Source organism: Brevundimonas sp. NPDC090276 (assembly GCF_044772165.1).
Taxonomy (GTDB): Bacteria; Pseudomonadota; Alphaproteobacteria; order Caulobacterales; family Caulobacteraceae; genus Brevundimonas.
In genome coordinates, this window is sequence record NZ_JBIVYK010000003.1 from 462,989 (window position 1) to 484,160 (window position 21,172).

General features: G+C 70.0%; 23 protein-coding genes and 1 tRNA gene. 13 read left to right on the forward strand and 11 right to left on the reverse strand.

The features are described from left to right. Positions 1–10: 10 nt before the first annotated feature. Positions 11–1,441 carry an aldehyde dehydrogenase family protein gene (locus tag ACIQTU_RS14115; RefSeq protein ID WP_400548368.1) on the reverse strand — a complete coding sequence of 477 codons (1,431 nt, stop codon included), beginning with the start codon at positions 1,439–1,441 and terminating at the stop codon, positions 11–13. A 198-nt stretch (positions 1,442–1,639) separates the two neighbouring features. On the opposite strand from ACIQTU_RS14115, the gene ACIQTU_RS14120 reads away from it, so the two are divergent. Next, positions 1,640–2,524 carry a LysR family transcriptional regulator gene (locus ACIQTU_RS14120; RefSeq protein ID WP_400548371.1) on the forward strand — a complete coding sequence of 295 codons (885 nt, stop codon included), beginning with the start codon at positions 1,640–1,642 and terminating at the stop codon, positions 2,522–2,524. Here ACIQTU_RS14120 and ACIQTU_RS14125 read toward each other — a convergent pair whose 3' ends face one another. Next, the gene (locus ACIQTU_RS14125; RefSeq protein ID WP_400548374.1) at positions 2,525–2,860 is read right to left on the reverse strand and encodes a hypothetical protein; all 336 of its coding nucleotides are present in this window, start codon (positions 2,858–2,860) and stop codon (positions 2,525–2,527) included. 269 nt (positions 2,861–3,129) lie between these two features. Continuing rightward, positions 3,130–3,206: transfer RNA gene (locus ACIQTU_RS14130), tRNA-Arg, on the reverse strand. A gap of 187 nt (positions 3,207–3,393) precedes the next feature. Here ACIQTU_RS14130 and ACIQTU_RS14135 point away from each other — a divergent pair. The 3 genes from ACIQTU_RS14135 (at position 3,394) to ACIQTU_RS14145 (ending at position 5,505) form a co-directional block, all read left to right on the forward strand. Further along, positions 3,394–3,774, forward strand: coding sequence for a nuclear transport factor 2 family protein (locus ACIQTU_RS14135; protein ID WP_400548377.1), 381 nt, complete (start codon positions 3,394–3,396; stop codon positions 3,772–3,774). Between the two features lie 67 nt (positions 3,775–3,841). Continuing rightward, positions 3,842–5,128, forward strand: coding sequence for a hypothetical protein (locus tag ACIQTU_RS14140; RefSeq protein ID WP_400548380.1), 1,287 nt, complete (start codon positions 3,842–3,844; stop codon positions 5,126–5,128). A 71-nt stretch (positions 5,129–5,199) separates the two neighbouring features. Beyond that, positions 5,200–5,505: a hypothetical protein gene (locus tag ACIQTU_RS14145; RefSeq protein ID WP_400548383.1), complete on the forward strand. Its 306-nt coding sequence runs from the start codon at positions 5,200–5,202 to the stop codon at positions 5,503–5,505. A 64-nt stretch (positions 5,506–5,569) separates the two neighbouring features. Here ACIQTU_RS14145 and ACIQTU_RS14150 read toward each other — a convergent pair whose 3' ends face one another. Continuing rightward, positions 5,570–6,181 (reverse strand): TlpA family protein disulfide reductase, encoded by a 612-nt coding sequence (locus tag ACIQTU_RS14150; RefSeq protein WP_400548386.1) that lies wholly within the window; start codon positions 6,179–6,181, stop codon positions 5,570–5,572. On the opposite strand from ACIQTU_RS14150, the gene argH reads away from it, so the two are divergent. Genes argH through lysA form a run of 3 tightly spaced genes read left to right on the forward strand, consistent with a single transcriptional unit; the run spans position 6,180 to position 9,115 of the window. After that, positions 6,180–7,583, forward strand: coding sequence for an argininosuccinate lyase (gene argH / locus ACIQTU_RS14155; RefSeq protein WP_400548389.1), 1,404 nt, complete (start codon positions 6,180–6,182; stop codon positions 7,581–7,583). The genes ACIQTU_RS14150 and argH overlap by 2 nt on opposite strands. Beyond that, positions 7,580–7,801, forward strand: coding sequence for a hypothetical protein (locus tag ACIQTU_RS14160; protein ID WP_400548392.1), 222 nt, complete (start codon positions 7,580–7,582; stop codon positions 7,799–7,801). The genes argH and ACIQTU_RS14160 overlap by 4 nt, the downstream gene beginning before the upstream one ends. Before the next feature lie 33 nt (positions 7,802–7,834). Beyond that, a complete protein-coding gene (gene lysA / locus ACIQTU_RS14165) occupies positions 7,835–9,115 on the forward strand; it encodes a diaminopimelate decarboxylase (RefSeq protein ID WP_400548395.1) in 1,281 nt (426 codons plus the stop codon). On the opposite strand, the gene ACIQTU_RS14170 is transcribed toward lysA, so the two are convergent. Continuing rightward, positions 9,112–9,651, reverse strand: coding sequence for a phosphoribosyltransferase (locus tag ACIQTU_RS14170; protein ID WP_400548398.1), 540 nt, complete (start codon positions 9,649–9,651; stop codon positions 9,112–9,114). The two genes, lysA and ACIQTU_RS14170, sit on opposite strands and share 4 nt — an antisense overlap. Positions 9,652–9,667: 16 nt before the next feature. Beyond that, the gene (locus tag ACIQTU_RS14175; RefSeq protein ID WP_400548401.1) at positions 9,668–10,525 is read right to left on the reverse strand and encodes a DUF3426 domain-containing protein; all 858 of its coding nucleotides are present in this window, start codon (positions 10,523–10,525) and stop codon (positions 9,668–9,670) included. Positions 10,526–10,599: 74 nt separating this feature from the next. Here ACIQTU_RS14175 and ACIQTU_RS14180 point away from each other — a divergent pair, with 74 nt between their 5' ends. From ACIQTU_RS14180 to ACIQTU_RS14200, 5 genes are read left to right on the forward strand one after another with little or no spacing between them, the layout of a single operon-like run. After that, on the forward strand, positions 10,600–11,325 hold the full coding sequence (locus tag ACIQTU_RS14180) for a cell division ATP-binding protein FtsE (RefSeq protein ID WP_400548404.1): 726 nt from the start codon (positions 10,600–10,602) through the stop codon (positions 11,323–11,325). Next, complete coding sequence (locus ACIQTU_RS14185) at positions 11,322–12,203, forward strand: cell division protein FtsX (RefSeq protein WP_400548407.1); 882 nt, start codon at positions 11,322–11,324, stop codon at positions 12,201–12,203. The genes ACIQTU_RS14180 and ACIQTU_RS14185 overlap by 4 nt, the downstream gene beginning before the upstream one ends. 9 nt (positions 12,204–12,212) lie before the next feature. Next, positions 12,213–12,848, forward strand: a complete 636-nt coding sequence (locus tag ACIQTU_RS14190) for a YdcF family protein (RefSeq protein WP_400548410.1) — start codon at positions 12,213–12,215, stop codon at positions 12,846–12,848. Then, entirely contained in the window at positions 12,845–13,552 is a 708-nt protein-coding gene (locus tag ACIQTU_RS14195; RefSeq protein ID WP_400548413.1) for a lysophospholipid acyltransferase family protein, read from the forward strand. Before ACIQTU_RS14190 ends, ACIQTU_RS14195 begins: the two co-directional genes overlap by 4 nt. Before the next feature lie 53 nt (positions 13,553–13,605). Next, on the forward strand, positions 13,606–14,394 hold the full coding sequence (locus ACIQTU_RS14200) for a MipA/OmpV family protein (protein ID WP_400548416.1): 789 nt from the start codon (positions 13,606–13,608) through the stop codon (positions 14,392–14,394). A 6-nt stretch (positions 14,395–14,400) separates the two neighbouring features. Here ACIQTU_RS14200 and hisC read toward each other — a convergent pair whose 3' ends face one another. The 3 genes from hisC to ACIQTU_RS14215 are packed head-to-tail and all read right to left on the reverse strand — an operon-like array spanning position 14,401 to position 17,275. After that, positions 14,401–15,504 (reverse strand): histidinol-phosphate transaminase, encoded by a 1,104-nt coding sequence (gene hisC, locus ACIQTU_RS14205; protein ID WP_400548419.1) that lies wholly within the window; start codon positions 15,502–15,504, stop codon positions 14,401–14,403. 26 nt (positions 15,505–15,530) lie between these two features. Beyond that, entirely contained in the window at positions 15,531–16,211 is a 681-nt protein-coding gene (locus ACIQTU_RS14210) for a hypothetical protein (RefSeq protein ID WP_400548422.1), read from the reverse strand. After that, complete coding sequence (locus tag ACIQTU_RS14215; RefSeq protein ID WP_400548425.1) at positions 16,211–17,275, reverse strand: DUF2125 domain-containing protein; 1,065 nt, start codon at positions 17,273–17,275, stop codon at positions 16,211–16,213. Before ACIQTU_RS14215 ends, ACIQTU_RS14210 begins: the two co-directional genes overlap by 1 nt. Positions 17,276–17,377: 102 nt before the next feature. Here ACIQTU_RS14215 and ACIQTU_RS14220 point away from each other — a divergent pair, with 102 nt between their 5' ends. Next, on the forward strand, positions 17,378–17,812 hold the full coding sequence (locus tag ACIQTU_RS14220; protein ID WP_400548428.1) for a VOC family protein: 435 nt from the start codon (positions 17,378–17,380) through the stop codon (positions 17,810–17,812). Positions 17,813–17,821: 9 nt separating this feature from the next. Here the strand turns inward: ACIQTU_RS14220 and ybaK are convergent, their stop codons facing one another. Continuing rightward, positions 17,822–18,295, reverse strand: a complete 474-nt coding sequence (ybaK, locus tag ACIQTU_RS14225; RefSeq protein ID WP_400548431.1) for a Cys-tRNA(Pro) deacylase — start codon at positions 18,293–18,295, stop codon at positions 17,822–17,824. Further along, positions 18,295–21,138, reverse strand: a complete 2,844-nt coding sequence (locus ACIQTU_RS14230; RefSeq protein ID WP_400548434.1) for an ATP-dependent DNA helicase — start codon at positions 21,136–21,138, stop codon at positions 18,295–18,297. Before ACIQTU_RS14230 ends, ybaK begins: the two co-directional genes overlap by 1 nt. Positions 21,139–21,172 lie beyond the last annotated feature (34 nt).

Sequence of the window (21,172 nt, forward strand, 5' to 3'; positions counted from 1 at the left end):
TTCAAATCCATCACAGGGTGATCGTGACGAGACGCTCTTGCGTCATCTCGCGCATGGCGTAGCGGGGGCCTTCGACCCCCACGCCGCTGTCCTTGACGCCGCCGAACGGCATCAGGTCGACGCGGCTGCTGGAGGCTTCGTTCAGGTGCACCACGCCGACGTGCAGCCGCTCGGCCGCCTTCAGGGCGCGGCTGAGGTCGCGGGTGAACAGGCCTGCCGCCAGACCGAAGGGCGTGGCGTTCACGCGGTCGATCGCCTCGTCCAGCGTGTCGAACGGCAGGACCGTCAGGACGGGGGCGAAGATCTCTTCGCACAGCACCTTCGAGGCGGGGTCGGCGTCGGCCAGGACCGTGGGCGTCAGGATGGCGCCGCGCCGTTCGCCGCCGGTCAGAACCCGTGCGCCGCGATCCGTCGCCTCGCGCACCCAGGTCTCGGCGCGGACCGCCTCGGCCTCGCTGATCATGGGGCCGACGTCGGTGGCGTGGTCGCGCGGATCGCCGACCTTCAGCGCCTCGACCTGTTCCAGCAGCATGGGCAGGAAGCGGTCCATGACCGCGCGCTCGACAAACAGTCGCTGGGTCGAGGTGCAGGCCTGTCCCTGACGGCGGAAGCCGGACTGGGCGCACCGCACCGCCGCCCGTTCCAGATCGCCGTCGGCGCAGACGATGGTGGCCGCGATGCTGCCCAGCTCCAGCGCTGTGGCGCGCATGCCGCGGCTGGCGCTGATCGCCTTGCCCACCGGGGTGCTGCCGGTGAAGGTGAAGAAGTCCACGCCCGGATGGGCCGCCAGGGGCGCGCCGACCTCGGCCCCGCCGCCGTGGATCAGGTTGATCAGGCCGCCCGGCACGCCGGCTTCCAGCATCAGTTCAAACAGGCGCGTCGCCGACAGGGGCGTGGCGACCGGCGGCTTGAACACCACCGCATTGCCCGAAGCCAAGGCCGGCGCCACCTTGTGCGCCACCATGTTCAGCGGCGAGTTGAAAGAACTGATGCCGCCGACCACGCCACGCGGCACGCGCAGGGTATAGGCCATGCGGCCCGACTGGCCAGACGCCCCCTGGATCGGCACGATTTCGCCCGCCAGACGACGGCCTTCCTCGGCCGACACGCGGAAGGTCTCGGCGGTGCGAACCACCTCGTTGCTGGAATCCTTCCACGGCACGCCGGACTCGGCGACGATCATGGCGGCCAGGGCTTCACGCTCGGCCAGGATCAGGTCGGCGACCCGGTTCAGCAGGCGGCTGCGCTCATAGGCTTCGAGGCGAATGGTGTTGAACGCTGCACGGGCAGCGGCCACCGCCGCCTCTACCTGGGCCGGCGACGCCGAGCGCAGGCGGCCCAGCTCGGCCCCGGTGAACTTGTCGACGACCGCGACGGCCGCGCCTTCGCCATCCGTCCACTGACCGTCGATCAGCATTCTGATCTGGTGTTCTTGTTTCATTGCCTCTTCCCTGTCCCTCGCCTCTTCGAGCGATGAGACCTTGCCGGTCGGCGGGTGGCCCCATCGCTCGGTCGAGACCATTGGTAACGACCGCCAAACTCAAGAAATAGTGACGTTTGCTGGATCGATAGGTGACGTTTTGTTATGTATTGATCGGACTGCGCCCCTCACGGCGCCGGCCCTGAACGGGAGAGCGTCTTGAAGTTCGAGTTCCTGATGACCCTGAACTCCGTCCTGCGACACGGCAGCTTCGCCAGCGCCGCCGACGACATGGGTCTGACCGCCAGCGCCGTGAGCCTGCAGATGAAACGGCTGGAGGAGTATGTGGGCCAGCCCCTGTTCGACCGCTCAGGCCGCACCGTGCGCCCTACCCCGCTCGCCAGCGACCTGGCCGAGAGCGTCCGCACCGCCCTGGACGCCGTGGAAGAGGCGCGCACGCGCCACTCCGCCGCCTTGTCAGGCCGCGTCGTCATCGGTGCGATCCGTTCGCTCCAACCCACCATGATCCCTCTTGTTCTGCAGGAGATCGGCGGTCGCCATCCCGGGCTGGCCGTGCGCGTGATCCAGGGCGATTCCGGTGAACTGCTGGATCACCTGAAGGCCGGGCGTCTAGACGGCGCAGCCCTGATCCGGCCCACCTCGGGCGGCTCAAGCCGTCTCGACTGGCAGGATCTGGAACGTCAGCCCTTCGTCTTCGTGGCGCCGCCCGACAGCACGGAATCCACGGCCGAGGCCCTGATCGCGCGCTACGACTGGATCCAGTTCGACACCTCTCTGACCAGCGGACGCACCGCCGCCAGCCACCTGCACCGCCTCTCGCCCGGCACGCGGCCGCGTTTTGAGCTGGAGTCCATCGAGGCGGTGCTAGCCATGGTGTCAGCCGGTCTGGGCGTGTCGATCATCCCACGCCTGCCGGTCGCCCCGACAGCGCGCGCGCCCGTGCGCCAGATCCCGCTGGGCGTCAGCACGCCGACGCGTCAGATCGCCTTCGTCTGCCGTAGCGGCGACGCCGACAACCGGCGTGTGCGCGCCATCCGCGACGCCTTCGCCAACGGCTACGGAATCGCCCGCGACAACACCTGATCAGCCGTCCTGAGCGACGCCTGCCTTCCCGAGATTTTCAGCGAGATAATCGGAGATCTCGTAGAGATCGTCCTCGGGCGCGGTCATGCCCTTGGCGATCATGCGCGAAATGACCCCGTTCCACTCATCCTGGGTGTGTCGCTGCGTCGCGAACATGCCCACCGAGTGACACTGGCCGCACACGCGTTGCGTCATCTCGCGGCCCGCTCCATCCGGCAGAGCGCTCGGCGCGGCGACGGCAGTCGGCGGCGCCTCCTGCGGCGGCGTCCTCGTCATGGCGCCCAGCCCTCCAGCCAAGACCACGCCCCCGATCAAGCAAACGATAGTCCCCTTCATCACACCCTCCATCCCCGCAATCACAAACGCTGCAGGAGCGGCAGTATGCACGCCGGGGGCGAGCTCGCTACGCTGAACTCGCTCCCCCGGAGTTCACCCCGGCAAGCCGACGTTCCCAATCACCGCTTTGCGACTGGTTTGGCCCAACAGCGGGTCATTGGCGGCGCCGTCGAGGTGAAGCCCGAGGTCCACATGATCCCGGCCGCCGATCACAGCGTCGCGCGATCATGCTGCTGCCAATGCGCTACAATGACACGATGATGAGGAGATGGCGCACCCGAGAGGATTCGAACCTCTGACCTCTGCCTTCGGAGGGCAGCACTCTATCCAGCTGAGCTACGGGTGCGGAAGGGCGTCCGGTTAGCAGCGTTTGAGGGGCCGAGCAAAGGGATTTGTGCGCCGGGGCCGCAAAAGCCCGCGCAGAAAGCGTCGCCATTTGACGTCCGCCCGGCAACGCTCTGTTCCCGCGGGGCGTCTGGATCAAGACCCCGCGAGACGGCACACCTCAGGGCCAGAAGCAGGCAGGGCCGCAGATGATGACGGATCATGATTTCAAGCGCGGCGTCGTCGCCGCCTATGTGGACGGGTTCGGCCGGGGCGACGCCGAAGCTCTGGCGGACCTCTACGCCGAGCATGCAACCGTCGAGGATCCGGTCGGGACAGCGCCCATCAAGGGCCGCACGGCCATCCAGGCCTTCTATCGCGCCGCCGTCGCCCGCGGCATCAGGCTGGAATTGTCCGGGGAACCGCGCACGGCGGGCGACAGCGTCGCCTTTCCCTTCCACGTCCATCGCCGACACGGAGGGCAGGACGAGATCATCGAGGTGATCGACATCTTCCGTTTCGACCCCGAGGGCCACATCATCGAGATGCGCGCCTATTGGGGGCCGCAAAACATCAAGCCGAAACCCTGATCCGCGCCCGGTCTTGGCGGCGCGCCTGCGAACGCCTAGCGTCGCGCCCGGGAGAGAGGGAGTTTCCATGCGTATCGCCACCATCGCCGCTCTGACGGCTGCGACCGCCCTGCTGGCCGCCTGCGCCGCGACGCCGAAAACGGCGCCCGACAGCCTGGATGCGGTGGCCCGCGACTACGTCGCCCTGACGCTGGAGATCGGCGAGCGCGAGCCTGGCTATGTCGACGCCTATTACGGCCCGGCCGAGTGGGCCGAGGCGGCCAAGGCCCGTCCGCGCGCCCTGCCCCAGTTGGCCGAGGGCGCCGCCGCACTGACGAAGCGACTGGACGCCCTGCCGACCACCGGCCTCGACGCCCAGAGCCTTCAGCGCCGCGCCTATCTGTCGGCCCATGTCTCGGCCGCCTCGGCCCGTCTGCGGATGCTGCAGGGCGAAAAAATGAGCTTCGCCGACGAGGCCGAGGCCCAGTTCGGCGTGCGGCCGGAACTGCGCCCGCTGTCGTCCTATGATCCGGTGCTGGCGCGCATCGACGCCCTGATCCCCGGCGAGGGGCCTCTGGCCGACCGGGTCGCCGCCTTCCGCGCCCGCTACGTCATTCCCAAGGATCGGCTGGAGCCGGTGATGCGGGCCGCCATCAACGAGTGCAAGGCGCGCACCGAGCGGCGCATGACCCTGCCCGCCGGCGAAACCTTCACCCTGGAGTTTGTCACCAACAAGCCGTGGTCGGGCTACAACTGGTACAAGGGGAACGCCTTCAGCCTGATCCAGGTCAACACCGACCTGCCCATCTTCATCGACCGCGCCGTCGATCTGGGCTGCCACGAGGGCTATCCGGGCCACCACGTCTACAACGCCCTGCTGGAACAGACCTTTGTGAAGCAGAAGGGCTGGGTCGAGATGAGCGTCTATCCCCTGTTCAGCCCCATGTCCTTCATCGCCGAGGGCAGCGCCAACTACGGCATCGACCTGGCCTTCCCCGGCCACGAACGCACCGATTTCGAGAAGCGCATTCTCTATCCCCTGGCCGGTCTGGACCCGGCGACAGCCGAGGCCCAGACGCAGCTTCTGGCCCTGACCCGCGAGCTGGGCCGGGCGGAATACACCATCGCCGACGCCTATCTGGCCGGGCGCATCGACCGCGAGACGGCGCTGGACCAGCTGCAGAAATATAATCTGGTGGCGCGCGACCGGGCGAACCAGCGCCTCACCTTCATCGAGACCTACCGCAGCTACGTGATCAACTACGGCCTGGGCCGCGACATGGTGCAGACATGGGTTGAGCGTCAGGGGCCGGATCACTGGGCCACGACCGAGAAGCTGCTGGCCAGCCAGACCCTGCCGGTCGACCTGGACTAGAGGCGCGACGCAACCCCCTTCGGTCCAGCCGCGTTCACCGCCAAGGTTCAACGCAAGAAGGGGGACATCCCATGCGCATCCGTATCCTGACGATCGCCGCCGCCTCGGTTCTGGCGCTCGGTGCCGCCGCCTGCACCCAGGCCGAGCAGAAGAAGGCCGAGGTCAACGCCGAAGCCGCGGGCGACAAGGCGGCTGACGTCGCGGCGCAGACCGGCGAAGTGGTCGAATCCGGCGCCATGAAGGCGGCTCAGGCCGTCGAGAGCGGCGCCGGCAAGGTCGCCGACAAGCTGGAAGACAATCAGGCCCAGGCCGCCGCCGAGGGCCGCCCCGGCGCCGTCGACCCGGCCACGGACACGCGGGTTCCGGCGAAGAACTGACCAAGCCCTGCTTGAGCGGAGGACCGCCTTCCCGCTCAAGCAGGCCGCAACCGCGTCGCGGCCGTTAGCGGCCTTTTTCCGCCAGAAGAGCGTCCACCAAGGCCTTCGCCTCGGCGCTGGCCCAGTCGGCCTCGCCGGTCAGGACGGCGCGGACATTCCCCTGGCGATCCAGCAGGATGGTCTGGGGCATGGCCCCCTTGCCGGGGAACTCGAACGGCAGCTGAAACTTGGGATCGGCGTAGTAGGTCAACGGCGCATGGTCGGCGATGAAGGCGCGGGCCTCGGGCACGGCCTTGTCGACATCCATGCTGATGGTGACGACGGCCACGTCGTCCCTGTCCTTGTAGTGCTCGGCCAGGGCCGCCAGGGTCGGCATCTCGATCTTGCAGGGCGCGCACCAGGTGGCCCACAGGTTGACCACCGCCACCTTGCCTTTGAAGTCGGCAAAGCGGACATCGCGGCCCCCGGCGTCCTTGAACACATAGTCAGGCGCGGGCGTCGGGGCGGGCGTCAGCAGCTTGGCCAGCGAGCCCTTGGCGTAAACCGACAGGGCCGATGACGCGGACTCTTTGCCCCCGCCGTCGCGATTGGCGTATAGCATCGCCGCGCCGCCGATCGCGCCGATCAGCAGCACAGCCGTCGTCACGCCCGCCAAAGTCCGTTTAGAGCCGCTCATGTCCGACACGCCTTCCAACACCCCTCAGGGTCAGTCTCTATGGGGCGGACGCTTCAGCGCCAAGCCCGCAGACATCATGCAGGCCATCAACGTCTCCATCGGCGTCGACAAACGCCTGTGGGCGCAAGACCTGGCCGGCTCGCGGGCCCATTGTCGCATGCTGGCCCAGCAGGGCATCATCCAGCAGGCCGACGCCGAAGCCATCCTGAACGGACTGGACGTCATCGAGGGCGAGATCACGGGTGGGACCTTCCCCTTCCGCGACGCCTATGAAGACATCCACATGAACGTTGAGGCCCGCCTGTCGGAGCTGATCGGCGAGCCGTCGGGGCGTCTGCACACGGCGCGCAGCCGCAATGATCAGGTGGCGACGGACTTCCGCCTGTGGGTGCGCGACGCCTGCGACCGCACCGTGGCGCAACTGAAGGACCTGCAGGCCGCCCTGCTGGACCGGGCGGAACAGCACGCGGGCGACCTGATGCCCGGCTTTACCCATCTGCAGACAGCCCAGCCGGTGACCTTCGGCCACCACCTGATGGCCTATGTCGAGATGTTCGGCCGCGACGCCGGCCGTTTCGCCGACGCCCGCGCCCGCATGAACGAGAACCCGCTGGGCGCCGCGGCCCTGGCCGGGTCGCCCTTCCCCATCGACCGCCACATGACGGCGGCGGCGCTCGGTTTCGACCGCCCGATGGCCAACAGCCTCGACGCCGTCTCGGACCGCGACTTCGCGCTGGAAAGCCTGGCCGCCGCCTCCATCGCGGCGGGCCACCTGTCGCGTCTGGCCGAAGAGATCGTGGTCTGGATGACGCCGATGTTCGGCTTCGCCTCCCTGCCCGACGACCTGACCACCGGCTCGTCCATCATGCCGCAGAAGCGCAACCCCGACGCCGCCGAACTGGTCCGCGCCAAGACGGGCCGCATCAACGGCGCCCTGATCGCCCTGACCACGGTGATGAAGAGCCTGCCGCTGGCCTATTCCAAGGATATGCAGGAGGACAAGCCGCCGGTGTTCGAGGCCTTCGACGCGCTGGATCTGGCGCTTACGGCCATGACCGCCATGGTCGCCGCCATCATCCCCAACACCCCACGCATGGCCGCCGCCGCCGGCGCCGGCTTCTCGACCGCCACCGATCTGGCCGACTGGCTGGTGCGCGAACTGAACCTGCCCTTCCGTCAGGCGCACCACGTCACCGGCGCCGCCGTGAAGCGGGCCGAGGCCCTCGGGATCGGTCTGGGCGAATTGCCGCTGACCGAGCTGCAGGCTCTGGATGGCCGGATCACCGAAGGCGTGTATGAAGTCCTGACGCCCGAAGCCTCCTGCGCCAGCCGCCAGAGCTTCGGCGGCACGGCGCCGGAACAGGTCCGCGCCCGCATCGCCGACTGGAGAAACCGCCTGTGAAGAAGACCCTGATGCTGGCGAGCGCCGCCACCCTGCTGCTGGCTGGATGCGGTCGCATGGCCGATCTGGAAGCGCCCGGCGCCGTCCAGACCGAGCGCGCCCCGCGCGACAGGAACGCCAAGACCCTGCCCGAACCGGCGACGGTCAACCGCGCGCCCAGCCACCTGCCCATCGACAGCGGCGCCTCGGACCCGTTCGGCCGCCCGCCGCAGCGCTGATCGGCCCTCACTCTCCAGACCGGACTCCCCGCCGTGCATTATTTCGACCTGAAGGACGGCGTTCTGCACGCCGAGGGCGTCTCACTGGAGGCGCTGGCGGCGGAGGTCGGGACGCCGACCTATGTCTATTCCTCAGCCACGCTACGCCGTCACTACGGCCTGCTGCGCGACGCCTGCGACGCGCACAAGGGCGCGCTGGGCGACGCCCTGATCGCCTTTGCGGTCAAGGCCAACTCCAACCTGTCGGTGCTGGCCACGCTGGCCAAGCTCGGCTGCGGCGCCGACACCGTGTCCGAGGGCGAGATCCGTCGCGCCTTGGCGGCGCGCGTTCCGGGCGAGCGCATCATCTTCTCGGGCGTGGGCAAAACCGACGCCGAACTGGCTTTCGCCATCGACGTCGGGGTGCGCCAGATCAACGTCGAGTCCTCGGCGGAACTGGAGCGGCTGATCGTCGTGGCGGCTGAGAAGTCGGCCTCTCCGGCTATCGCCATCCGCGTCAATCCCAAGATCGGCGCCGGCGGCCACGCCAAGATCACCACCGGCGGCGCGGGCGACAAGTTCGGCGTGCCGGTCGAGGAGGCGCTGAGCCTCTACGCCCGCGCCTCCGCCTCGCCGCACGTCACCCCCGTGGGTCTGGCCTGTCACATCGGCAGCCAGATCACCGACCTGACCCCGCTGGAAAACGCCTTCCGCGTCCTGCGCCAGATGACCGCGACCCTGCGGGCGCAGGGCCACAGCGTCACCCGTCTCGATCTCGGCGGCGGTCTGGGCGTGCCCTACTACGGCGACGCCGAAACCGCTTCGCCCGCCGACTATGTCGCCATGGCAGCGCGCGTGCTGGACGGACTGAACGTCGAGGCGGCCTTCGAGCCGGGCCGTCTGATGGCCGCCAACGCCGGCGTGCTGCTGAGCCGGGTCATCCAGGTCAATGAACGCACCGACGGCCGACGCTTCCTGGTGCTGGACGCCGCGATGAACGACCTGATGCGTCCGGCCCTCTACGACGCCTTCCACGACCTGAAACCGGTGCGGCCGCGCGAAGGCGAGATGCGCCCCTACGACGTGGTCGGCCCGGTCTGCGAGACCGGCGACACCTTCGCCCGCGACCGCGACCTGCCGCCGCTCGAAGCGGGGGATCTGGTCGTCTTCATGAGCGCGGGCGCCTACGGGGCCGTCATGAGCGGCGAATACAACACCCGCCCCCTGGCTGCCGAGGTTCTGGTCGACGGCGAGCGCCAGGCGGTGATCCGCCCGCGCCCGACCTATGAGCAGATGTTCGCCCGCGAACCAATGGCGGACTGGCTGAAGGCCTAATCCAGGGCGCAGATATCCGGCAGGCCGCGCATTCCGCCCTTGTGGTCCAGGCCGTAGCCGACGAGGAAGCGGTTCGGGGCTTCCCAGCCGACGAAGTCGGGCTCGGGCGCGCGCGGCTTGGGCCAGGGCTTGCGGGCGAAGACGCAGGTCAGGACTTCGGAGGCCCCGGCTTCTTTCGTGATGCGCACCGCCTCGGCCAGCGACAGGCCGGTGTCGAAGACGTCGTCAAGGATCAGGACGCGCTTGCCCGCGATCGGGCGCTGGTAGGGCGCATAGACGTCGATCTTGCCTCGGCTGGTCGTCTCGTCGCCGTAGGAGGCCAGCCATAGGGCGTCGAAGCGGACGTTGCGGCCCTCACGCGACAGGGCGCGGGTCAGGTCGGCCCCGAACCACAGCCCGCCAGTCAGCAGGACGGCGGCCACCGTCTCGTCATCAATCACGGGGGCTATGCGCCGCGCGAGGTCGGCGACGATCGTCTCGATCTCGGATTGCGGCAGGAGAACCGTGGGAGCGGGCGTCGGGTCGTGATCAGCCATGCCCGGCGGATACCCTCTAGGCGGGGCGGCTGTCGAGGGGCTGCGCGTCCGTCGGCGTCATATCGGCGCCCGTGGCGCGGCGCAGGCCTTCTTCGGCGGCGGGCGGAGCGCGACGCGTCGGTTGTTTGACGGCGGGCTTGGCCGGAACCGCGTCGCGAGCCTCAGGCGCCTTCGGCTCCATGACGAAATCGACGCCGACGCCGGACGCCTTGTGATCCGGGTCAAGAATGACGACGGCGAAGCCCTGGACCTTGCCCGGGAGGACGGGCGCGGTCTCCAGACGGATGATGCGATGGGCGACCTCGCCCCCCTTGGCGTCCAGCAGGGCCACGCGCACCGGCGGGACGACGACCTCGTTGTCGCGGATGTTTCTCAGAGCGCCCGAAACAACGACCTTGCCCGGATCATGGGGGGCGGTCCGGGCGCCGACGGCTTCGAACTCCAGCCCGGCCAGGTTTACCGGCGCGCCGACCAGATTGTAGACGGCGGCGGCCTGGGGCCAGGCCTGGACGATCGGCAGGCGGAAGGCGAAGGCCGCCCCCAGCAGAGCCAGGACGACCACGGCCAGACCGGCCCAGACCGCACCCTGCGTCGCCGCGCGGCGCATCTTGCGCTGCTGCTCGGCCTTGGCGCGGAAGGCGCGCGGCAGTTCGGGCGCGGGGGTCTCGGCCAGGCTTTCAGGGGGTTCCTCGCGCTTGCCGAAGCCCGCCTCAACCACGGGTTCCTCGGCGGCGGACAACTCCAGAGGCTCGTCCTCCAGCGTAGCGCGCCAGTCATGGCCACAGGACTTGCAGCGCACGCGACGCCCGTTCGGACCGATCGCCTCGTCGGGAACAAAATAGCTGGTGGCGCAGGCGGGGCAGGTCAGTATCATGTCAGCTGACTGCGAGGCTCGACGCCCCCTCCTGTCGAGGCGCCCGCAACGCCCCGGTCCAAATACGAAACCTGATGCCAAACTCGACCCGACGCGCCGCCGACCCTGATTCCGCGCCCGACACCGTCCGCCTGCGGGGCGTGGGTTTCGGCTATGCGGACAGGCCCGACGTCCTGCGCGACGTTAACCTTAGTCTGCCGCAGGGCTCTTTCCACTTCCTTACCGGACCCTCCGGCGCGGGCAAGTCTTCGCTTTTGCGGCTGCTGACCCTGGCTGAAAGGCCACAGACCGGGCGAATCAGTCTGTTCGGCCGCAACGTCACCGATCTGCCGCGCGGCGGCGTGCCCGCCTTTCGACGGCGGATGGGGGTCGTGTTTCAGGATTTCCGCCTGCTGGACCACCTGACCGCCTTTGAAAACGCGGCCCTGCCCCTGACCCTGGGGGGCGGCAAGCCTGCTGATCACGCCGCCGACGTGGCCGAAATGCTGCGCTGGGTCGGCCTGGGTCAGAGGATGGACGCCCTGCCTCCGGCCCTGTCGGGCGGCGAGAAACAGAGGCTGGCCATCGCCCGCGCCGTCATCACCCGCCCGCGCCTGATCCTGGCCGACGAGCCGACCGGCAGCGTCGACCGGGCCATGGGCGAGAAGCTGATGCGGCTGTTCCAGTCACTGAACAAGCTGGGCGCCACCGTCCTGATCGCCAGCCACGACGAAGCCCTGGCCGAACGCGTCGGCGCCGCCGTGCTGCGGCTGGAGAACGGCGAACTGCGCCTGATGGAAGCGCGCGGAGACGCCGCATGATCCGCGCCCTGTTCACTCGCGGGCCCGCCCTGCTGTCGCGTGAGGCGGGCGGCGAGCGCTGGCTGATGGTGGTGGTCGCCGTCCTGTGCTTCCTGGCCTCCATCACCGCCGTCGGAGCCGTGGCCGCCGACCGGGCCGCCCACGGCTGGGCGCGCCAACTGCGGGCCGAGGCCACGGTGCAGGTGCGGCCGCGCGTAGACGAGACCGGTCCCACCGCCGCCGCCCGCGCCGCCGAGACCCTGGCCGGGGTTGCGGGCGTGGCCGAGGCCGAGGCCATGGACCGCAAGGCGGCGGAGAGCCTGCTGCGGCCCTGGGTCGGCGAGGCGGCTCTGCCCGATCTGCCCCTGCCCTATCTGGTCACGGTCCGTCTGGACCCCAAGGCCCCGGCCAGCGCCCCGACCCTGAGCCGCGCTCTGGCCGAGGCCGGGCTCGACGCCTCTGTCGATGACCACAGCCTGTGGCGCGGCGAGGTCGAGCGTTCAGCCGGGGTCATCACCGCCCTGGCCGGCGCCGCCTTCCTGTTGATCGCGGCGGCCACGGCGGCGGTCATCGCCTACGCCACCCGCGCGGGCATGGCGGCGCAGGCGAGCGTGATCGAAACCTTGAGCCTGAACGGCGCTGCTGACGGGTACATCGCCGGCCTGTTCCAGCGGCGGTTCGGCGGGCTGGCGGCCCAGGCGGGGGCGCTGGGCGCGGGGGTCGCCGCCCTGCTGCTGGCCCTGCTGCGGCTGATCGGCGGCGAGGGCGGCCTGACCCCGGCGTTGCCTCTGGCCTTCAGCGACCTTCTTATCCTGATCGCCTGTCCCGTGCTGGCCTTCGGCGTCGCCCTGCTGGCCGCCCGCTTCACGGCGCTGGCGAAGCTGGGCGGTCGTGGCTAGTTAAGCATCATGAAGTTCATGACGCTGATCGCCGTGGTGGCGCTGATGTGGCTGGTGGGGCTGTTCGCCTTTGCCGAGCGCGTGCGCGGCCTGACGCCGGCGCCGGAGCCCGCGCGCGCCGACGCTATCGTCGCCCTGACCGGCCCCTCGGCCGAACGCGTCAACGCGGCCATCCGCCTGCTGGAACAGGACAAGGGCCGCCGGGTGCTGATCTCGGGCGTCAATCGCGACGTCCGCCGCCAGGAGCTGCGCGCCCTGACGCCGGGTTCCAGCAAGCTGTTCAACTGCTGCGTCGACCTGGGCTTCGAGGCCGAGAACACGGTCGGCAACGCCCAGGAAATCGCCGCCTGGGCACGCTCCAAGCACTATGACAGCCTGATTGTCGTCACCTCCGACTATCACATGCCGCGCAGTCTGCTGGAGATCCGCGGCGCCGCCCCGGGGGTCAAGCTGACGCCCTATGCCGTCTCGACGCCGTCGCTGGACAATTCGCGCTGGTGGCGGGCCGCCGTCACCGCCCGGCGGATGACGCTGGAATACATGAAATACCTGGCCGTGCTGGGCCGCGAAGGGATGCACCGGCTGACCGGCGACCACCCCGAACGCGCCGCGCCGCCGCCCCAGCCCGAGGCTGTCTCTGAATGACCACCATCCGCTCCCTGATCTTTGTCGTCTGGCTCTATCTGTCGATGGTGATCTTCGCCGTCGGCCTGTCGCCGGCCCTGTTGATGCCCCACGGCGCCGCCGTCTGGGTCATCAAGTCCTGGTCGAAATTCGTCCTGTTCGGCCTGCGCTGGATCGCCGGGGTGAAGGTCGAGGTGCGCGGCCTTGAGCATCGCCCGACCGGCCCGGCCCTGATCGCCGCCAAGCATCAGGGGATGCTGGACGTCATCGCCCCCTTCGCCTTCCTCGACGACGCCTGCTTCGTCATGAAGAAGGAGCTGATGCCCCTGCCCTTCTTCGGTTGGTTCGCCTGGAAGACCAAGATGATCGCCGTGGACCGTTCGGCCCATTCCAAGGCGCTGAAGGACATGGTGCGTCAGGCCCGCGCCCGTCACGCCGACGGCCGCCAAATTCTGATCTTCCCCGAGGGCACGCGCGGTGAGATCGGCGCCGCCCCCGACTACAAGCCCGGCATCGCCGCCCTGTACCGCGACCTGAACAGCCCCTGCTGGCCCATCGCCACCAACTCCGGGGTCCACTGGCCCGCCCACGGCTTCAAGCGCTATCCGGGGACCATCGTTTTCGAGTTCCTGCCGCCCATCCCGGCGGGTCTGAAACGCGCCGAGTTCATGGCGGAACTGGAGAGCCGGATCGAAACGGCCTCCACCGCCTTGTTGAGGCCCTAAACACCGGCTTTGCAGGACGGCTATATCATCAGCCGTTGACCTGCGATTTTCCTATGCCCTCACGCGTCGCGCTCGCCGTTCTGGCCGCCGCCCTGTTCACCCTGCCCGCTGCCTCCGCCCTCGCCCAGTCCATGCCCTATGAGGCGGTCGAGGCGCCGACGACGTGGAAGGTCGACATCGGCGGCGGCGTGGTGCGCGGCTTCAGCGCCACCGGCAACACCAGCGACGAGTTCAACGTCACCGCCTGGGGCTCGGCCTCCTGGCGCGATGTGGTCTACGCCAACGGTCTGGACGGTCTGGGCTGGAACGCCGTCAAGCGCGACGATCTGCGCATGGGCGTGCAACTGCGCCCGCGCTTCGCCGCCGGGGACATCGAGGGCATGGATCGACCCGATCTGGGCGCCGACGCGGCGCTCTACGCCTACAAGCGCCTGCCGGGGAACATCGTCGTCGGCGGCCGCATCCAGCACGACGTCAGCGGCGACGACGCCGGGATGGAATACCACGCCTCGGTCGGCCATCAGCGCATCACCCGCGTCGGCCTGCTGCAGACCTCGGCCTATGTGCGCGGCGGCGACGACGCGCGGGCCCAGCGCTTCTATGGCGTCTCGGCCGCCGAGGCGCCGGGCAGCGGCTTTGACGCCTTCGCCCCGTCCGGCGGCCTGTCCGGCGTTGGGGCCGTGGCCCTGCTGGCCGTGCCGATCGGCGACCGCTTCGGCATGGGCGGCTTCATCAACTATGAGCAGCGTCTGGGCGACCTGAAGGACAGCCCGCTGGTCGAGGACGACCACGTCTGGCGCGCGGGCCTGATCGGGGTCGTCCGGTTCAACAGCGGCCGGTAAGCCCGATCAGCTGGCGGCGAACTCGCTGAGGGCGTCGATCACGGCGCGGTTCTGGTCTTCGGTGCCGATGGTGACGCGCAGGCAGTCGGGCAGGCCGTAGCCGCCGACAGGGCGCACGATGATGCCCTTGGAGTTCAGATAGTCGCTGGCGGCGGCGGCGTTGCGCTTTTCATCGGCGAAGCGGATCAGGATGAAGTTGCCCGCCGACGGGAAGACCTCGAAGCCGAAGCCGCGAATGGCCTGGGTCATGCGCGGACGCCAGTCCAGCACCAGATCGCGCGAGGCCTTCTGGTGCGCCTCGTCCGACAGGGCGGCGGTGGCGGCGTCGAGGCCCGGAACCGAGACGTTGAACGGCAGGCGGATGCGATCCACCGCCTGCTCGATGGCCAGCGGCGCGTAGCCGAAGCCGATGCGCAGGCCGCCCAGGCCGTGAATCTTGGAGAAGGTGCGGGTGACGACGATGTTCGACGCCTCGCGGGCCAGACCCAAGCTGGTCTCCCACTCCGGCTCGACCACGAACTCGGCGTAGGCCTCGTCCACCACCAGGATGATGTGCGACGGCAGGGCGGCGTGCAGGCAGCGGATTTCCTCGCCCGAGTTCCAGCTGCCGGTCGGGTTCGACGGGTTGGAGACGTAGACGATCTTCGTCCGCTCATCGACCTGTTCGAGGATGGCCTCGACCTCGAGCTTCATGTTCGGCTCGGCCGCCAGCTTGACCTCGGCGCCGCAGGCCTTGGCCGAGATGCGGTAGGCGAGGAAGCCGTACTGGCCGGCGACGATATTGTCGCCCGGTTGCAGATAGGTCTGGTTCAGCAGGGCGAAGACCTCGTCCGAGCCGTTGCCGAAAATCAGGCGCTCGGGCTCCAGACCGTGATGGGCGGCCACGGCCTCGCGCAGCTTGGTTGCGCGACCGTCGGGATAGACGTGGATGTTCTTCAGCGCGGCGGCGTAGGCCTCGCGCGCCTTCTCGCCGGCGCCCAGGGCGTTCTCGTTCGACGACAGCTTCATCGGCTCGGCGAAGCCGGCGATGGCGCCCTTGCCGCCGACATAGGGGGCGATGTCGAGGATGCCGGGCTTGGGGGCGGGCGCAGCGTTCGGCGCGTCGGTCATGGGCGTCATCCTCGAGAAATCTGTGGTCAGTAAACGGGGGCGGCGCCGATGACGCCGCTCATCTGGCCGGGGGCGTTGCTCAACCGCCCGTCCTCGGCCTGCACATAACCTGTCAGAACGAACAGCTTCAAGCCGCCGCCCGCCGTCAGGGGCGCGGCGATCAGCCCCGCCTCGCCCAAGGCCGCGACGATGCGGGCGTCGGAAGCCGGGCTGTCGGTGACCCAGAAGGTGCGGTCGTCGCCGGTAGGACCGGGGGCCTCGGTCGAGATCAGAAGGGCGCGCGGCGCGCCCGCCGCATCGTCCGGCAGGGCGGCGATGATCTTGAGCATGGGCAGGGCCAGCAGCCGTCCCCACCAGGGCCGGGCGCCGAGATCGATCAGGGCGCGCCCGCCTTGCCGCGCGGTGGCCAGCGCCTGATCCGGCTCGGCCATCGGACGTCCGATCAGACCCCAGCGGTCGGCGGCCAGGGCTTGTGACAACGGCCCGCAGGTGGCCAGAGCCGGGCCGGTCGCCGCCTCGATCCGGCCGAGGACGGCGCGCAGGGCCGGACGTTCCGCCGCAGGGATGCTGCGCAGAAGCTCGCGCAGTGCGATGGCGTCAGCATCGGCGGAACCGCGCGGTCCAGCGACGATGCGCGCCCGCGCCGCCGCGATCAGGGCGCGGTCCAGCGCCAGACGTTCAATATCCTCGGGCGGTTCGACCAGCATCAGAATAGCTGGGGTGCCGGGGCCAGGGCGAAGGGCCCCAGATAGGCGCGCCCGCCCTTGAAGTTCAGCACCAGATCGACGCCCTGCCCCTGATCCCCCGTCCCGCCCTGAGGCGTGGCGGCGGCGGCGCGGGCAGCGGCGGCGCGGTCCAGCGCCCCGCCCTGAGTAGCGCCTGCCAAACCGACGATGGCGGCCAGCGGCTTCTCGGCGCGCAGGAAGACCTCGCCCTCCAGACGGCCCTTGTCGTCGGCCGACAGTGCCGGGCTGGACAGGAAGGTGCGGCTCTCGCCCGCCTCCAGCTGTCCCTTGACCGCGATGAAGCGGCCGCCGGCGGCGGTCCAGGCGGACAGCAGACCTTGCGCGTCGCCCCCCTTCAGGGCGCTGGCCTTTTCGATCACGGCCTCGACCTGGGCGTTCAGCTTGCCCGACTGGGTCAGGCCCTCAACCGGCCCGTTGGGACGGCCCTCGCCATCGACCAGACGGAACAGGACATCGACGTCGTCGGTCGGCGTGTTCGACCCGGCCACGTGCGGCCGCATGTAGAACTGGACCAGCCCGGCCTTGGCCAGGGGGAAGGGTTCAGCGTCCGGCAGGGCGGTGAAGACCGGCTTGGCCAGCTCGACCACGACATTGGGCCAGCGCTGGGTCAGGCCGTGCAGGCTCATGCGGATCATCTCGGCCCGGATCGCCACCTTGCCCTTGGCGCCGCGCGTCAGGACCAGACCGTCTGGCGCGGCGATGACCCACTTGGTCGGGTTGTAGGCATTGGCCTCGGCCACGATCTCAGGCGCTGCGACCGCATGGCCCGAGGGGGCGACGACATCGACGTGCTGCATCGCCACCCGCGCCCGCAGCGGCCAGCCGGTCGTGCTGACGCCCGCATGCTTCACGGTCCAACCCGACTGCTCCAGCCGGGCGATGCGGCCCTCCAGCTTCTTCTCGATCTGCTGTGTCAGGACGAACCACCAGCCAGTCCACAAGGCCAGGCCGACGAAGACGATGGCGAAGGGAATGATCAGCCCCTTGCGGCTGTGGCGGACAGGTGCGGCGTGGGCGTCGGTCATGGGCGCGGTTTAGCAGGCCGCGCGGCTGCTGACACGCCCTGTCAGCAGGAACGGGCCACCCTGCTGTCCGTTCGAATCGCATCCCGACAGGAGATAAGGCCCATGGAAACCCAACAGCTGCACCGCGGCCGGCTGATCGACCACCTGCAACTGGTGACGCCCGACCTGGAGGCCAGCCGCCGCTTCTACGGCGCGGTGCTGGAAGCCCTAGGCGTGCCGATCGGCGGCGAGGCGGAACGCTTCTTCTGGGCCGACGAGCTGTTCGTCTCGGCGGTGGACAGCGTGGCCTCGGCGGGCCACCCGACGGGCCGCTGCCATCTGGCCTTTCAGGCGCGTGACCGGGCCATGGTCGAGGCCTTCCACAAGGCGGGGCTGACGGCGGGCGGAACCGACAACGGCGCGCCGGGCGAGCGGCCCTATCACCCTGGCTACTACGCCGCCTTCCTGCTGGACCCGGACGGCAACAACATCGAGGCGGTCTTCCACGGCGAGGCCAAGCGCTCGGCCGACAGCGTGGTGGTGACCTTCGAAGGGTGAGGGCTCAGGCTAGGCCGTCAGATCGGCCAGCTTGGCCCCCGCCGCCCGCGCCGCCTCGTCCGGCGTCAGGCCCAGCAGCAGGCCGCGCTGACCGCCGTTGATCAGGATGCGGTCGAACAGGATGGACGTCTCGTCCATCACGGTCGGCACGGCCTTCCTCTGGCCGAAGGGGCTGACGCCGCCGACCTTGTAGCCCGTCAGGCGCTCGGCGTCGGCGGGCTTCATCATCTGGGCCGACTTAGCCCCGAGGACCGCCGCCAGCTTCTTCATGCTGACCTCGCAGTCGGACGGGACGATGACGCAGGCGGGCCTGGCGTCCACCAGGGTCATCAGGGTCTTGAACACCTGTTCCGGCGCCCAGCCCAAAGCCTCGGCCGCCTGCAGACCCACGCGCGGCGCATCGGGGTCATAGTCGTAGGGGAAGAGTTCGAACGCGACCCCGGCCTTGGTCAGGGCCACGGTCGCGGGGGTGGTCTTCGACATCAGGTCGTCTCTGGATTGAGGAAGCTCTTGGTCAGCTCCACCGCCTCGGCCAGGCCCATGCGCTGGACTTCGGTGCCCGGCGGCAGACCGGCGAACAGGCGGGTCGGACAGGCGGCGTCCAGCATCAGGAAGACCCCCCTATCGTCGGCGCGGCGGATCAGGCGGCCAAAGGCCTGGGCGATGCGGCCGCGCGCCAGGGCGTCGTCATAGGTCTTGCCGCCGAAGCGTTCGCGGCGGGCCTTGTGCAGCAGGTCGGGACGCGGCCAGGGGACGCGATCGAAGGCGAGGACGCGCAAGCTGCGCCCCGGCACGTCCACCCCGTCCCTCACGGCGTCGGTGCCCAGCAGGCAACTGTCCTGTTCGGCGCGGAAGACGTCCACCAGAGCCCCGACTTCCAGCGGATCGACGTGCTGGGCGTAGAGGGGGACGCCCGCCTTGGCCAGATCCGGCCCCAGCCGCTCATAGACGGTCTTCAGCCGACGGATGGCGGTGAACAGGCCCAGCCCCCCGCCGCCCGCCGCCAGAAACAGCTCGCGCATGGCCGCCGCGACCTGGCGCGGGTCGTCCTTCATCAGATCGTTGACGACGATGATGCGGCTGTTGGCGGCGTAGTCGAAGGGGCTGTCCACCTTCAGCGTCCGCGCCGGTTCGATCAGGCGCGCCGCGCCGGTGCGCATCCGGGCCAGCTGGAACGGGTCCTCGGCGGCCGGGTCGGACAGGGTGGCGCTGGTCACCAGCACGCCGTGGGCGGGCATGACGACGGCGGCTTCCAGCGGCACGGTCGGATCGATCCAGTGGCGGCGCAGGGCCACGTCGTGGATACGGCCGAAGGCGGCCTCGGCGCTGAGCCAGTCGACAAAGTCGGGATCCGGCTCATCCCCGCCTTCCTCCAGCGCCGCCAGCATGGAGCGCCAGCCCGGCAGGGTCATGCGCGCGCGTCGGTCCATGCCGCGCAGGGCGCCCTCGATGCGGGCGCGGGCGGCGCCGTCCAGCTCGGCGGCCTCCTCGTCCAGAATGTCCTCGAGGTGGCGCGACAGGGCCAGCAACGGCGCCTCGACGGCGGCGATGGCGCGGGCGGCGGCGCGGGCAGCCTCCAGCACCGGCTCGGTGGCGGGGCGCAGGGCGCACTCCATGCCGAACTCGGTCCCGCCCGTCTCCTGACTGCGGGCGCGAAGTTGTTCCAGGGCGGCGACGAGGAAGGCCTCGATCGGGCCGATGGGATTGATCTCGCCGGACGCCGGCGCGATGCGGCCGGACACGCCCTCGCCCGGCAGGGCGGCGGCGGCGATCATGGCGTCCTTCAGGGCCTTGGCGGCGGCCTCGTTGTCGGCGCACAGGTCGCCCAGCCTCTGCTCCAGCCCGCGTCCGCGACGCCCGCGGCCCTCGGGACCGCGGATCCAGCGGCGCAACTCGGCGGCTTCCTGACCCGACAGGGCGGCGGAGAAGGCGCTGTCGGCGGCGTCGAACAGGTGGTGGCCCTCGTCGAAGACGATGCGCTTCAGCGCCGCCGTCTCTCCGTCCTGCTTCAGACCGCGCGCCGAGCGGGCGCCGTCGAAGGCGGCCTGGGTCATGACCAGGGCGTGGTTGGCCACGACCAGATCGGCCCGGCGGCTGGCGCGGATGGTCTTCTCGACGAAGCAGAGGCGGTAGTGGGGACAGGCCGCGTGGACGCATTCGCCGCGCCGGTCGACCAGATTGGCCGGACTGGCCTGATGGCTGGGCGCCGTCGCATAAAGGCCGGGCAGCCAGCCCGGATAGTCGCCGCCGGTCATGTCGCCGTCGCGGCTGTGCGCGGCCCAGCGCGCGACCAGTCCCATGCCGATCAGGTCGCCATTGCCCAGTTGGGCGGCCTGCATCATGTCCTGCAGATTCAGCAGGCAGAGGTAGTTTTCGCGCCCCTTGCGCACCACCGTCTTCTTGCGGCGCTCGGCCTCGTCGGGCCACAGGGCGCGGCTTTCGCGGTCGATCTGGCGTTGCAGGGCGCGGGTGTAGGTCGAGACCCAGGCCGCCCCCGAATTACGCTCGGCCCACAGGCTGGCCGGGGCCAGATAGCCCAGGGTCTTGCCGGTGCCGGTCCCCGCCTCGGCCAGCAGGACGCGGGGACGACCCTCCTCGTTGCGGGGCGAAAAGGCGTAGGCGGCCTCGGCGGCGTAGTCGGACTGGGCCGGGCGGCTCTCGTCCAGACCCGAGGCCTGCAGCAGCTTGTCGAGACGGATGCGGGCGCTCTCGCTATCGACGGGCGCGGACCCGGCCTCGCCGCGCGGGGCCTCGTCCTCCCATTCGGCGAGGCGGGACCAGACGTCCAGACCCGTGCCGCGCTCGCGACGGTCGCGCAGGGGCCCCGCCTGAAGCGCGGCCAGCACGCGCGAACCCCAGGACCAGCCCGCCCGATCCAGCGTCCCGGCCAGGGTGTAGGCGTCCTCGCGGCCCGGATAGGCCGGATCGGTCAGTTCGTTCAGCAGGTCGGCGGCGGCGTCACGCAGGGCCTGGGCCTGGGCCTCGGCCCCCTTGGGCTCGGACCGGACGAGAGCCAGGGCCAGTCCCGACGGCGACGGGGCGCAGAACCTGGCGGGCCGCACGAAGGCGTAGAGCTCCAGCACGTCCATCATGTCGGCGGAGCGCGGCGGCGGGCTGAGGCCCAGACGGCGCGCGGTCAGGCTGGCGTGGGCGACCAGAACGGCGCCGCCCAGAAAGACCCCCTCCGCCGCACCACGCCCGATCTTCCTGGCGCCCGCTGCGTCGCACACCGCGCCAGCGCCCGGCGGGGTGGCCAGGGCGGGCGGCAGCTCGGCCCAGACCGGAGCCGCAGACTGGACGATGGAAGGGGCGGAGACGTCGGTCACGCCCGATCCATAGCGCTCCCCGCCGCGAAACGGA